At 44.1% G+C, this 12,694-nt stretch carries 11 protein-coding genes; 5 read left to right on the top strand and 6 right to left on the bottom strand.

Annotated features, from left to right (window positions below; genetic code table 11):
* Window positions 1–13: 13 nt before the first annotated feature.
* Complete coding sequence (gene xseA / locus ABDW27_RS03555) at window positions 14–1,450, top strand: exodeoxyribonuclease VII large subunit (RefSeq protein WP_179005254.1); 1,437 nt, start codon at window positions 14–16, stop codon at window positions 1,448–1,450.
* Window positions 1,428–1,634 carry an exodeoxyribonuclease VII small subunit gene (gene xseB, locus ABDW27_RS03550; protein ID WP_179006308.1) on the top strand — a complete coding sequence of 69 codons (207 nt, stop codon included), beginning with the start codon at window positions 1,428–1,430 and terminating at the stop codon, window positions 1,632–1,634. The genes xseA and xseB overlap by 23 nt, the downstream gene beginning before the upstream one ends.
* 209 nt (window positions 1,635–1,843) lie before the next feature.
* Here the strand turns inward: xseB and ABDW27_RS03545 are convergent, their stop codons facing one another.
* The 5 genes from ABDW27_RS03545 to dinB all read right to left on the bottom strand — a co-directional run bounded on the left by ABDW27_RS03545 (window position 1,844) and on the right by dinB (window position 9,819).
* Entirely contained in the window at window positions 1,844–4,162 is a 2,319-nt protein-coding gene (locus ABDW27_RS03545) for a UvrD-helicase domain-containing protein (RefSeq protein WP_179005256.1), read from the bottom strand.
* 292 nt (window positions 4,163–4,454) lie between these two features.
* The gene (locus ABDW27_RS03540; protein WP_179005258.1) at window positions 4,455–4,772 is read right to left on the bottom strand and encodes a DUF3606 domain-containing protein; all 318 of its coding nucleotides are present in this window, start codon (window positions 4,770–4,772) and stop codon (window positions 4,455–4,457) included.
* Window positions 4,773–4,895: 123 nt separating this feature from the next.
* Window positions 4,896–5,516: an alpha-ketoglutarate-dependent dioxygenase AlkB gene (locus ABDW27_RS03535; protein ID WP_179005260.1), complete on the bottom strand. Its 621-nt coding sequence runs from the start codon at window positions 5,514–5,516 to the stop codon at window positions 4,896–4,898.
* 61 nt (window positions 5,517–5,577) lie between these two features.
* Window positions 5,578–8,634 (bottom strand): DNA polymerase III subunit alpha, encoded by a 3,057-nt coding sequence (gene dnaE / locus ABDW27_RS03530; protein WP_276174767.1) that lies wholly within the window; start codon window positions 8,632–8,634, stop codon window positions 5,578–5,580.
* Between the two features lie 3 nt (window positions 8,635–8,637).
* On the bottom strand, window positions 8,638–9,819 hold the full coding sequence (gene dinB / locus ABDW27_RS03525; protein ID WP_179005264.1) for a DNA polymerase IV: 1,182 nt from the start codon (window positions 9,817–9,819) through the stop codon (window positions 8,638–8,640).
* Window positions 9,820–10,218: 399 nt separating this feature from the next.
* On the opposite strand from dinB, the gene ABDW27_RS03520 reads away from it, so the two are divergent.
* Window positions 10,219–10,482: a hypothetical protein gene (locus tag ABDW27_RS03520; protein WP_256871165.1), complete on the top strand. Its 264-nt coding sequence runs from the start codon at window positions 10,219–10,221 to the stop codon at window positions 10,480–10,482.
* 257 nt (window positions 10,483–10,739) lie between these two features.
* Here the strand turns inward: ABDW27_RS03520 and ABDW27_RS03515 are convergent, their stop codons facing one another.
* Window positions 10,740–10,988 carry a hypothetical protein gene (locus ABDW27_RS03515; protein WP_179005266.1) on the bottom strand — a complete coding sequence of 83 codons (249 nt, stop codon included), beginning with the start codon at window positions 10,986–10,988 and terminating at the stop codon, window positions 10,740–10,742.
* 723 nt (window positions 10,989–11,711) lie between these two features.
* On the opposite strand from ABDW27_RS03515, the gene ABDW27_RS03510 reads away from it, so the two are divergent.
* The gene (locus tag ABDW27_RS03510; RefSeq protein ID WP_179005268.1) at window positions 11,712–12,167 is read left to right on the top strand and encodes a hypothetical protein; all 456 of its coding nucleotides are present in this window, start codon (window positions 11,712–11,714) and stop codon (window positions 12,165–12,167) included.
* Window positions 12,168–12,424: 257 nt separating this feature from the next.
* On the top strand, window positions 12,425–12,565 hold the full coding sequence (locus ABDW27_RS03505; RefSeq protein WP_179005270.1) for a hypothetical protein: 141 nt from the start codon (window positions 12,425–12,427) through the stop codon (window positions 12,563–12,565).
* Window positions 12,566–12,694: the final 129 nt, after the last annotated feature.

Raw genomic sequence — 12,694 nt, 5'->3', positions numbered from 1 at the left:
CCCTAAAAACAATATGGGACCAGACCAGCATATCAGACTCTCACAGCTCACCGGCCAGATCCAGGATACGATCCATTCCCGCTTTAAGGGACAGACGTACTGGGTAGTGGCAGATATCACCAACCATTCCTTCAAGGCCGATAAAAAGATCCATTACTTTGAACTGGTGGAGAAATCAGAGAAAGGCAGTACGATCACTGCTAAAATAATGGGCAAGAGCTGGGGAGCAGGAGCACTAAAGATCCTTGATTTTGAAAACAGCACCGGACAGCGTTTTACCAACAATCTTCATGTTCTTGTTCAGGTTAGCGTGGATTTCCATCCGCTGTACGGTCTTTCGGTAAACCTTCTGGATATCGACAGCAATTTCATGCTCGGCATTCTGGAACAGCAGCGCAACGCCACTCTTGCAAGGCTTGTTAAAGAGAATGATTTCATACAGAAAGAAGGAGAGTTTTACTCCACGCTGAACAGCCGTCTGAAGCTTCCTGCGATAATTCAGAGGGTTGCGGTGATTTCCTCAAGCAGTTCTGCCGGAAATGAGGATTTCCGCCATACGATGCAGCATAACGATTTTGGCTATGTTTTTCAGATTGATGATTATCATACCGTTGTTCAGGGGGACAATAATGCCAAACTGTTCCTAAACAAGCTTATTGATGTCTACAACACTGGAATTGCTTATGATGCCATTGTCATCACAAGGGGAGGCGGATCGCAGTCTGATTTTTTGATTTTCGACAATTACAATATCGGAAGGGCAGTGGCAAAATTCCCGATCCCTGTGATAACCGGCATCGGGCACCAGAAAAATGTCAGCATTACCGACCTGATGGCCCATACCCATACCAAAACACCAACCAAGGCGGCGGAGTTTATCATAGCGCACAACCGCAGTTTCGAGCAGCATATACTGTCACTGCAAAGGATAATAGTTATTAAATCGCAGCAGCTTTTCCTTGGGTATTATAAAGAACTCAGCGGACTTAAAAGCACGGTTACCCATAATGCGAAACAACTGATTGCCGTGCAGAAAGAAGAACTCATGCTTACCCATCAGCATATTGTCCGGACCAGCAGGGACATACTGGCGGAGAAAAAGCAAAACCTGCTGCTGACTGCGCAGAAAACACTGCAGCGACCACAGAGCATCATCCAGCAGGAAAACAGCAATCTTCAGCATTTAAAAGCGAACCTGAAGATCTTTACCAGCCAGTACCTGCGAAGCCGCAGACTCCAATTGGAGGACCACCATAAAACTATAAAGCTGCTCTCCCCGCAGAATGTGCTCAGCAGAGGATATGCCGTGATCCGAAAAAACAATAAAATTGTAAACGGAGCAGGGAGCATAAAGGAAGGCGAAGAGATTGAAATAGTAACAAAAGATGCCGTACTGAAAAGTACGGTCAACGAAAAAATAGAATATGATGGAAAACACACTGACTTATGAGGCTGCAGCCAAAGAGCTGGCCCTGATCGCCAAAGAGATGGAAGACGAAACCATCTCTGTGGATGAACTGGCTGCCAAAGTAAAAAGGGCATCTGAACTGATAGAGTTCTGCCAGGCAAAACTAAAATCGACCGAAACTGAAGTGGCTAAAATTATCAGCGGTATGGAGAATACCAAGGAGTAAAATAGGATGCGGCATACTAAAATGCAGCTTTAAGGCGTTATAGTTTAAGTTATACTCCGATGAAAACGCATGCCTGTGATGGAAAGTTTCAGGTACTGCCTATTATACGCCGATACAAGACAAAGCCCATTGCTGTTTGAAACAATGGGCTTTTGTATAAAAAATGATTTAAGTACCGATACAGCAATACCGCTCTGATGAGCCGGTTTTTACCATTCTTCCTTTTTACTGTCTGTATTTTTATCATTAAAAATACGGCTATCCTCATTTTCAGCAAAGCCGTTCTGCTGCTCCTGGTCTGCAAATGGATCAGGAGCATTTTTTAAGTTTTCGTGGATATTTAAAAGTGCAGCAGGGGAAGAACCTTCCAGCTCAACATCTGATGCGGCAGTTAGGAAACGAAACGAAAAGTCAATGGGTTTCTCTTTTCCCATTTCAAAAAAATGCACAGTGTACTGGTTTTTCTCCCTATCTACGGCAAGCACTTTCCCTTTGTTCCAGACAGGATGCATTACAAGATCCCCTTCAATGAACTCGGTATCTTCACTGTTTTTTGAAGCCGCCGCCGATGACTGCGCCGCCTGGAGGATTTCTGCTGACAGTTTTCCTTTACGCACATAAAATTCTTCCTTGATTTCAAAGAGGAACCTTGAAGGGTACTTGCTCAGCCCTGTGGTGAAATTAAAGCCTTCCGAATCGGTCATGTAAAACCTTTTCTCGGCTCTTGTAACGGCAACGTACATCAGTCTTCTTTCCTCTTCAATAGCACGTTTTCGTCTTTCCTTTATGGAAAGGGCGCTTGGCAGGACCCCTTCGGTAAAACCGCATAGGAACACATAGGGAAATTCAAGCCCTTTGGAGATGTGGATGGTCATCAGGCGTACCTTATCCTGATTTTCCGTGTCTTTGTCCAGATCGGTATAGAGTGCAATTTCCTGCAGGTATTCGACAATATTTACAGGGCCGTTGTTTTCTTTTTCCAGCAGCAGCATGGAGCTTACCAGCTCTTTTATATTTTCCAGCCTGTCCTCATCGCCGTCTTTTCGGTAGAGTTCGGATAGTCCGCTTTTATCGAGTATGATCTTGACCAGATCAGAAATGGAATTTGTCTGGGCATCTGTTTTCAGCTCTTCAACCAGAGCCAGGAAATCCGCAGCTCCTTTTTTATTGAGCTCTTTATCCTCAATATTATTTTGCAGCGCCTGAAGCAGGGACAGGTTCTGTTCGCCTGCCAGAAGGCTGAGCCTTTCGAGGAACTTTTTCCCCAGCCCGCGGGAAGGGTGGTTGTGAATGCGCAGAAAAGAGAAATTATCGCCCTGGACGATAAGCCTTAAAAAGGAAAGCACATCTTTGATTTCCTTTCTTTCAAAGAAACGCACGCCACCAAATATGGCGTAGGGAATATTTTCTTTGATCAGTGCCTGCTCGATATTTCTGGAGAGATGGTTGGAACGGTATAAAATGGTAATATCAGAGTAAGCGGCATTTTCCGTTTTAAGGATTTCCTTGATTTCGGAAGCCACCCAGAAGGTTTCCTCAAAGTCATTTTTTCCATGGAAATGCACCACTTCAACTCCTTCGGGATTATCCGTGACCATATCCTTGTCCACCCTTACCTTGTTGTTTTTGATAATATGGTTGCCTACTTTGAGGATGTTTGGCGTAGAGCGGTAGTTCTGGTTCATGATAATGGTTTTCGTGTCAGGAAACATCCTGTCGAATTCCACCAGGTATTCGGGTTTCGCACCGCGCCACTCATAGATCGTCTGGTCGGGATCCCCTACCAGAAACAGGTTCTGGTGCACACGCGAGAGCATTTCCACCAGATGGAACTGGCTGTCGGAGCTGTCCTGCGCCTCATCGACCTGTATGTAATGCAGCATTTGCTGCCATTTGAAAAGCACATCAGGATTGCTGTCGAGTATGAAAGCCGTAAAATGGATCAGGTCATCAAAATCCAGCGCATAATTGCGCTTCTGCTTGTCGAGGTATTTCTGATACACGCGGCTGGAGAGCGATTCCTTTTCATCGGGCCCAAAGCTTTTATTCTCGAGCATGTACCCCAGATAATCGGAGGTGCTTTTCTGTTTGGAGATAAAGCGGAGCACCTGTTTGAAAGTGAGGTTTTTCGAATTGATGTCCAGTTCGTTGAACACCTCCCTTAAAATGGTTTTCTGGTCTTCGGCATCCAGTATGATAAAATTTTTCGGGTAATGGATTTTATTTATTTCCTCACGCAGAAACCGTACGCAGAAACCGTGATAGGTTGTGATGAAGCTGACATCAAAAAGATCGCCAATGAGCGCCTTGACGCGCCTTTTCATTTCCTGTGCCGCTTTATTGGTAAAGGTCACGCAGAGGATATTGGAGGAATTGATTCCCAGCCTGTCCACAATGTAGGCAAAGCGGGAGGTAAGGGCCTTTGTTTTTCCTGAGCCGGCTCCTGCAATAACGCGCACATAACCTTCTGTGGTTTTCACGGCTTGGAGCTGGCTGGGATTAAGGTTTTCTAGAATCGGATCGTTCATTTTTAAACGGAATGTTTTTGATCTCTATTTATTTTTAAAGCAGAGGGGCAGATCAAAGAGTCTGCAGCACAAATTTATGGAATTAACTCAAAAGAAGGGTAAGAAGCAATTGTTATATTCAGGATGATTACCTATCGGTTAATTAGAAAGCATTTATCTTAAAATAAAATCCTGAAGAGCATCATTTGACTGCTTAATCAAAAAAATGCCCTTCAGGATTCTTTTACCTATTTTCGTTTTTACTTTTTATAAAGCAGTTATTACTATGAATGATAATTAAGTTTTTTGAAACTTAAAGCTGTGATAGTTTTGAAGGGTCTGTTGCCTCTTCAATGCTTTTTCCCTGCGGATTTTGATGCTTACCATTCCCTTTTTCATCATGCCAGGGACCGTCTTTCAAGCGAACGGTTTCTGAGGCGCTTTCTCTAGAAGGAGAATTATCATTCAAGTGCTCAGCTACTTCTTCCACAGTAGTGCCTGCTGCCCTTACGGCATCTTTTAATATCTCCTCAGGGACATTTAACTTTTCAGCCCACTGCTGGATTTCAGCCTGCTGTGAAATATCAATATGAGCGTTCTGCTCTTGTCCGTTATTATGTAGATTTTCCATGATTTTTAAATTTAATAGTGAATTCCAAAGTTAACATGACAGAAAAATAAAGCTGTTATATTTTAATCCCCTATTATTATAGGATTGCTATGGTTTTCAGTCGGTTAGAAAGGAGTCGTTATTTTATATTTCCCTGACCTGACGAAAGGTAAGGTTGATTCTGGGCAGTACGGGACGGGCCGTCTTAGGCACCTGGTGCTCCCAGTAGGTATTGGTGCTGCCTGCCATGAGAAGAAAGGTTCCGTGGTGCAGCGGAATCTCGATTGGCGCCATATTTTTGAGTACTTTATGACGCAGGCGGAACAGACGCGTTTCTCCGAAAGTCACAGAAGCGATGTTCATATTCTTATTGCTCGATGAGGTCTTGTCGCTGTGCCATCCCACACCATCGGTGCCATCTCTGTACAAATTGAGCAGTACGCCGTTAAAGTTTATGCGGGTTTCCTTTTCCACGCGCTCCCTGATCTGGAGCAGTTCCAAAGGCCAATCCGGATTTGATTTACGTTCAGGCCTGCTGCTGTCCCCGTACCACGAGATCATGCGGGGAGCTGTAACCACTTTGTCATACATGGGCATTTCATATTCCCTCCACGGTGTGCCGTGGTATAAAACATTGTAGTAATGATCGGATTCGGTTTTGCTGAAGAAATTATCAATTAGCAGCAGGTCGGCATCAGGGACGTCAAATATTCTCCTGCCGCCGTTGCCTGATGAAAAAATTTCGGTGTCATCAAAAAGCATCATGTTCTTTATTTTTTTAGTTCATACTCAGTGCAGGCTTAAAGCCTAAAGCCGAAGAAGCCTGTTAATTGCTCATTTTAAGCCTTGGAATATTGATTTCATGTTCCTGCGGATAGGGAGCGCGATGGGTCATGCTCACATCTTCGCGTATTCTCTGCTGCGCCCTGTATTTCCAGTCGTTCTCCTGTTCATAGCGCGGATCTGGTATAAAGGGCATTTTAGCCATCTTGGTAACCGTTATGGTGGGGAAATGGTAATCCACTTCCACACTGCCCAGCAGCAGGTAGCATCCTCCTCCCTGAAAAGGATACATGGCCAGGCTGTCGGTAAAATGCGCCGTATCAAAAAGCTGCCCTTCAGCATCTATCCAGGTGCCGAAATACATAGCGCCCATCTTTGTGGGCACATGCTTGCGGGAGATCAGATAAGCCAGCATTCGGACCTGTTTTTTATGATGGTCCAAAAGGTCTTTTGCCATGACACTTCCCCTGAAAGGAGTCTGAAGCAGATCAAAAGGGGAACAGGAGACCGGAAAGCCCAGCAGTTCAATCTCATCAAAGGCATCTTCAAAAGGGGAGCGTTCCAGCTGCGGCAGTACAAATTCCTTTACAGGCTCATGAAGCAGCATCGGTGCGCGGTTCTCGGGCTTGAAGTTTACCAGAATTAGACGGGCAATGACCAGCAGCTGGTTTTTTGTTTTCCCGGTGAACCGGAATGCGCCGATGAAAATCAGAATCTGTATGGCTTCAATTCCAATGGGTATGCGGTTGATAAAATCCTCCAGTGACTTGTAAAGCCCATTTTTTTCCCGTTCCTGCTGGATCAAAACAGCTGTTTTGGATTCAAGGCTCTGCAGGTGCATGAACCCCAGATAGACATCGGAACCATACAAAGTGGTTTCCAACTGGCTTTTGTTCACGCAGGGATTGTGCACTGCCGCCCCTGACATCTTCGCTTCGTGGACATACACTTCGGTTCGGTAGAAACCACCCTGATTGTTGATTACCGCCACCATAAATTCGATTGGATAATGCACTTTCAGATACAGGCTCTGGTAGCTTTCCACGGCATAGGAGGCTGAGTGTGCCTTGCAGAACGAATATCCGGCAAAGGACTCGATCTGGCGGTATATTTCCTGGCTGAGCGCCAAGGGGTGCCCCTGGGCCGCGCAGGATGCAAAAAAATTGTCTTTTACTTTCTGCAATGCGGCTTTGGAGCGTCCTTTTCCAGACATGGCACGGCGCAGAATGTCCCCGTCGGCTGCAGGAAGCCCGCCGTAATGCAGGGCAATTTTAATGACATCTTCCTGATATACCATAATGCCGTAGGTTTCCCCGAGCTGCTGCTCGAACACCGGATGGAAGTATTCAAACCTGTCGGGATGATTGTGCCTGAAGATATATTCCTTCATCATTCCCGATTGCGCGACCCCCGGGCGTATGATGGAGGAGGCTGCCACAAGGGTTTTATAATTGTCACATTTCAGACGCCGCAGCAGCCCTCTCATGGCAGGGCTCTCGATATAAAAACAGCCTATGGTTTTTCCCATTGAAAGAAAGCTGTTGCAGCTGGCTTCATCTTTTGAAATCGAGGTGTCACGGATGTTGAGCCTTATGCCTCGGTTTTTCTCAATCAGTTTTACGCTGTCATCAATATGGCCGATCCCGCGCTGGCTCAGGATATCAAACTTTTCAAGCCCGATATCTTCGGCGGTATGCATGTCAAAAAGCACGATGGGAAACCCCTTTGGAGGCATTTCCAGCACGGAATAGTTGGTGATGGGCTCTTCGGAAATCAGGATGCCGCAGGAATGCATGCTTCTCTGGTTGGGATATTTCTCCAGCATCATGCCGTACTGCTGCACTTCACGGACGACTTCGTTTGCCGGATGCAGGGTCATCGGGTTTTTGGCAAGCGCATCGAGTTCTTCCTTAGGAAGCCCAAAAACCTTGCCTACCTCGCGAAAAATAGAACGATATTTGAATTCTACATTGGTGCCGCAGAATGCCACATGGTCATATCCGTAACGCGAGAAAATGTATTCCAGAATTATGTCACGTTCCTTCCAGCTCCAGTCAATGTCAAAATCGGGAGGACTTTTGCGGTTCAGGTTCAAAAAACGCTCAAAATACAGATCCAGTTCCAAAGGACATATATCGGTAATCCCAAGGCAGTAGGCGATGATGCTGTTGGCGCCGCTGCCACGCCCAATGTGCAGAAACCTCTGAGAATTGCTGAATCGGATGATATCCCAGGTGATTAAAAAATAGCCGCTGAATTCCAGCTGGTCAATTACCTTGAGCTCTCGGAACATTCTTGATTTTGCTTCTGCATTATTTTTTCCATAGCGCCATTCGAGCCCCTTCTGGGCAAGGGTGGTCAGAAGCTGCAAGTCATCCTTTTTGTTATTGGTGTAGTATTTCTTGTTTTTCGGCGTTTTGAAATCAAATTCAAAATTGCACTGCTCAATAATCATTTCCGTATTGGAAATGATCTGCGGGTATCCTTCATAACATTTCAGGATCCTGCCCAGATCCACCATCACTTCTGTTTTCCTGCAGTAATCGGGATTGCCGAGTCGTGAAAGAATTACATTCAGGTCGACGGCCCGCAGTATCTTGTGCAGCTTGTATTCCGTTTTGGTGCGGAAGGTAACAGGCTGGAGCACGACCATCTTGTCTATTTGGTTCTTCCAGTCACTGAGAATCAGTACAGGGGTCTGTTCAGGACGAATCCCGATAAACTCATGTTCTTTTAAAACTGCGGGCACATTCTCCAGAGGATAAATCACAAAAACATTTTCAAAGTCCGGAGCGGACAAAGTAAGCGGGGCATTCTCAAAATTATGCCGGGTCAGAAAGCGGTTCATCTCAGCAAGGCCCGCCGCATTTTTTGCCAGCCCGATATAGCGAAGCTGATGCTCTGACCGGAATTCTATTCCGACAATAGGCTTGATACCTGCAGCCTGGCATCCTTTTATGAAATCATATATCCCTGTTACGGTATTAATATCAGTGAGTGCCATAGCCCTGACACCCAAGGCGGCTGCCTTGGATATCAGCTCTTCAAGCGGTATGGTGCCATAACGCAGGGAGTGGAAGGAATGGCAGTTGAGATACATGATTTATTTTTTACGTTTTAAGATTTCGTCTTTGGTATTCGGCTTAAAGGAAGCACCGGCGCAGCGCATCACCGCATCAAAACCGTAACGGTTTTTCATCCGGTCCATAGCCTGGTAGAGCGCCAGCATTTCCTGGGTATCGTTAAACAGGTCAATCTGATAGGTTCCCCGCACCAGTCCGCTGAAACGCACCCCAATCAGGCGCAGGCGCATCCGGCGCTGGTAGAGTTTGTCAAAAAGATCCATTGCGGTCTGGGTCAGCAGATGGTCAGCCGAAGTGTACTGCACCCTGCACTGCTTGGTTTCTGTATCAAAGTTGGCATACCGGATCTTGACCGTAACCGTTGAGGTGAGCCACTGCTCGGAGCGCAGCTGATACGAAAGCTTCTCGACCATACCCAGGATAACCCTTCCAAGCTTGTCGATGTCGATTGTATCCTGTGAAAAAGTATGCTCGGTGGAAATCGACTTTCTTTCGGTATACGGTTCCACGGGGTTGTTGTCAATGCCATTGGCTTTTTTCCAGAGTTCAATGCCGTTCTGGCCGATCATGCGCTGGAGCGCTTCGGCTGGCATTTCAGAAAGGGTCTTAATGGTGCGTATGCCGATTCGGGATAAGAGCTGGAAGGTTTTATCGCCCACCATCGGTATTTTCCGAACTGAGAGCGGGTTTAAAAAAGACTGCACCAGATGCTCCGGGATCTCCAGGTTCTGTTTCTGTTTTCCTTCACCTGTTCCGATCTTCGATACCGTTTTATTGATGGAAAGGGCAAAGGTGAGGGGAAGGCCGGTTTCCTTTGTGATGCGCTGCGCCAGCTCATCGGTCCACTTGTAGCTTCCGTAGAATTTATCCATTCCGGTGATGTCAAGATAAAATTCATCAATAGAGGCCTTTTCCACCACAGGGGCTTTCTCCTGAATGATTTCGGTAACGTCATGGGAGAGCCTTGAATAGAGTTCCATATCGCCTTTCATAACCTTGGCCTGAGGACAAAGCCTGAGCGCCATCTGGATGGGCATTGCCGAACGCACCCCGAAACGGCGCGCCTCATAGGAGCAGGAAGCCACAACGCCGCGCTCGCCCCCGCCGATAATCAGCGGAATCCCTTTAAGCTCTGAATTGGTAAGCCTTTCGCAGGAGACGAAAAAGGTGTTCATGTCAATGTGTACAATAGCCCGGTTCATAATCTTTATCATTTATACCTGTCAAAATTAGCACAGATGGTAACAATTTTTAAAAATATTATGTTCTAAATAATAACAAAAAATCAAAACACTGATTTTACGGGCGGTCTGGATTATGCTGCAATTAAGCAGAAAGACTTTATTCAGAATTTACGGCAGGTATTTATTTTGGATTTTTTTAAACCAGCGCCGCCAGCATATTTTGATTTTTCCAAACAGGCATTTCAGCCCACAGAAATCATCATTTTTTTGAAAGTTTTTTCTTTTAGAAAAAAAGAATTATCTTTACAGTTACCACCAAAAAATGTAATTCTATTTTCAATAGTCTAAGACCTAAGTTTTTTTAACCACTGCGGCTTTCAGATCTATTTTTACCTGCCGCAATATAAATTTAAAACTATGTCACAAAAGCAGAATTGGGAGAAGATTATTTATCTGGCTGAAGATGACGAAGATGACAGACTGCTGTTTGCTGATGCAGTCGAAGAATTAAACCTGCCCATTTTGGTAGTGCAGACGGCAGACGGCTGCGAACTGCTGGAAACCCTTGAAAAGGCGAAGCATCTTCCTGAAACGATATTTCTGGATATCAATATGCCCCGAAAAACGGATTTGAATGCCTTAAAGAAATTCGAAACGGCGGTAGCGATTTCAAAAATATAAAGATTATCATGATATCCACCAGCAGCAGTGCGATGCATATCCGGACCGCCTATAATCTAGGGGCGGATTATTATGCCGTAAAACCGCCTACCTTTATGGAATTGAAAGATCTTTTAAAAGGGATTTTGGACAGGGACCTTAAGAGCTTAAGAAAAGAGATGGAAAAAAAACTTCCAGCCTGCTAAAGATAAAAATAATGATGAGGGATCTGAATGCTTGCGGATTTTTAATCATACAAGATCTTACAGGACAGGGCTTTATTCTTCAGGGGCAGTTTCTTTTTCAGTAATTCCCTGATTGGGCATGGTGCGTTTGATGTGCAGGTAAAAATCCTTGAGATGCCACCAGGCCGGGCATCTCTCTACAGGACCGTTGAAATTACGGATGCCGATGTAGCAGCTCTTCAAAAAAAGCTGCGTATCTGTAATCTTTGCCCAGGGCTTCCATTCCACCTCAAGGGGAGGAGGAAACGCTTCAAAATGTCTTTTTATATCTTCGTAATTCATGCTGCAAAAATAATCCAAAATCATATATCAGACAAGGCCGGCATTGCTTTTACAGCCCGCCGGGCTTCTGTTTTCGATCAGGGTTTTCACTATTCTGGAGCCCAGCCCTTTGCCCGTATTTGCCTGTACTTTTTTGCCAGAATGATTTGGTTTTATATCGTTAAGGCCAAAGCGTGCTGCTTTTTTTTTTAAAGGACGTATAAATACCATTTGTACGCCGCCAGATCCGGAGAATGATTAAATCAAATTGTCAAAAGAATGGGCTTAAGCCTTAAAAAGATGTAATTCTAAAAGGATATACTGTAAGTGATCTGCCTTAGGTTTTGGTAAATTTGCTATATACTGGTAAAGGTAAACAGCAATTTAATCAGTCAGAAAAAAAACAGGGGACCGGCGGGGTTCGTCTGAAGGTTCTGTACAATGATTTAGTTAGTTACCGCATACCATTTCAGGCACCCGCCGGCTGTCAGAAAGCTCCTTGAATTTTGAGGGGCTTTTTTTGTCGGCGGACGTGTGCTATAAACTTTATGCGCATCAAAGAAAATCAGAAAACTGCAATTCTTTCATTTTTTTTATTTTAGTATTGTATTTATTTCAAGTGCAATTATTGGATTATCAGTGATTTAGTGCTGTGTATTTTGTAAGAGCTGTATTTTAATTTTATAACGCAGCGGGGAAAAGCTGTGTTAAATTTGAAGTTTATACGAATAAAATTTAATTATTATGAAAACAACATACTCATCCACTGTTCCTAAGGAATTAAGCGGCGGCCTGATCATTTTTGCAGGAGTTGCGTTTTTCTTTTTACTCATGGAGTTTTTGAATCTCTCCCATGTATTTTATCTGCGTTTATTGAATGTGTTTTTTATATTTTACGGCGTAAACAGGATTTTAAACATTAACCTTTCCCAAGGACAGAATAATTTTCTTTTTAATGCGGTATCAGCCATGATTACTTCGTTTATAGGCGTAGTGCTTAGTCTTGCTGCACTTATGATGTACAGTTATGCCCGGGGAGGTGACCATTACGTTGAATCCTTGTCCCAGACCTTTATGTTCGGAGCGGAACCTTCGGTTCCCATCTATATCCTTTGCCTTTTATTTGAAGGAAGCGCCTCGTGCATTGTGGTGACACTTGTTCTGATGCTCTGCAGAAACAGCAGGTTTAGAGCCGATTAAATATTTTGTTTTCAATTTGCGGCCTTTCATTGAAACAAGGATCTTTTTCTGCACATACGGAAGGATTTAATTTATTGATTTTTAATTATGTAAGCATTCTGTCAAAAAAAATAGGTCTTTCTTTACCAGCTGGCTATTTTATAAAACAGGAATGCAGGATGTTCCAATTATGAAAAACCTGATTTTAAAGCTGTAAGCTTTTTAAATCATGGGGCAGTATTTTTACGTTTTCTTTAAAATTATAAAATCACAGCGGAATGAAACTATTTAAAAGCAATAAAAAGCACATTATCGACCGTGCACAGCAATCACAGAAGAGAAAAGGAGCTATAATAAATGCAATGGTCATTTCAATAGTATTCTTTATTGCCGTGCTGCTGGTTTCAGTAATAGTGTAATGGCGGTCTATTTAAAAAAAAACTTGCTGATTTTTAGATTTTACCATAAACTTTTGTAATAAAACACTGAAATTATGTAAGAATATAAGCAGGTTTTCTTTTAACTTGGGATTTCAAACTAAAAAAATA

The organism is Flavobacterium sp. (assembly GCF_039595935.1).
In the GTDB taxonomy this organism is placed as follows: Bacteria; Bacteroidota; Bacteroidia; order Flavobacteriales; family Flavobacteriaceae; genus Flavobacterium.
This window is presented reverse-complemented; position numbering and strand designations above follow the sequence as displayed.

Excerpts from the sequence above, each read along its gene's own strand:
- xseA (WP_179005254.1), top strand. The coding sequence starts at position 14 with ATGGGACCAGACCAGCATATCAGACTCTCACAGCTCACCGGCCAGATC.
- xseB (WP_179006308.1), top strand. The coding sequence starts at position 1,428 with ATGGAAAACACACTGACTTATGAGGCTGCAGCCAAAGAGCTGGCCCTG.
- ABDW27_RS03545 (WP_179005256.1), bottom strand. The coding sequence starts at position 4,162 with ATGAACGATCCGATTCTAGAAAACCTTAATCCCAGCCAGCTCCAAGCC.
- ABDW27_RS03540 (WP_179005258.1), bottom strand. The coding sequence starts at position 4,772 with ATGGAAAATCTACATAATAACGGACAAGAGCAGAACGCTCATATTGAT.
- ABDW27_RS03535 (WP_179005260.1), bottom strand. The coding sequence starts at position 5,516 with ATGATGCTTTTTGATGACACCGAAATTTTTTCATCAGGCAACGGCGGC.
- dnaE (WP_276174767.1), bottom strand. The coding sequence starts at position 8,634 with ATGTATCTCAACTGCCATTCCTTCCACTCCCTGCGTTATGGCACCATA.
- dinB (WP_179005264.1), bottom strand. The coding sequence starts at position 9,819 with ATGAACCGGGCTATTGTACACATTGACATGAACACCTTTTTCGTCTCC.
- ABDW27_RS03520 (WP_256871165.1), top strand. The coding sequence starts at position 10,219 with ATGTCACAAAAGCAGAATTGGGAGAAGATTATTTATCTGGCTGAAGAT.
- ABDW27_RS03515 (WP_179005266.1), bottom strand. The coding sequence starts at position 10,988 with ATGAATTACGAAGATATAAAAAGACATTTTGAAGCGTTTCCTCCTCCC.
- ABDW27_RS03510 (WP_179005268.1), top strand. The coding sequence starts at position 11,712 with ATGAAAACAACATACTCATCCACTGTTCCTAAGGAATTAAGCGGCGGC.
- ABDW27_RS03505 (WP_179005270.1), top strand. The coding sequence starts at position 12,425 with ATGAAACTATTTAAAAGCAATAAAAAGCACATTATCGACCGTGCACAG.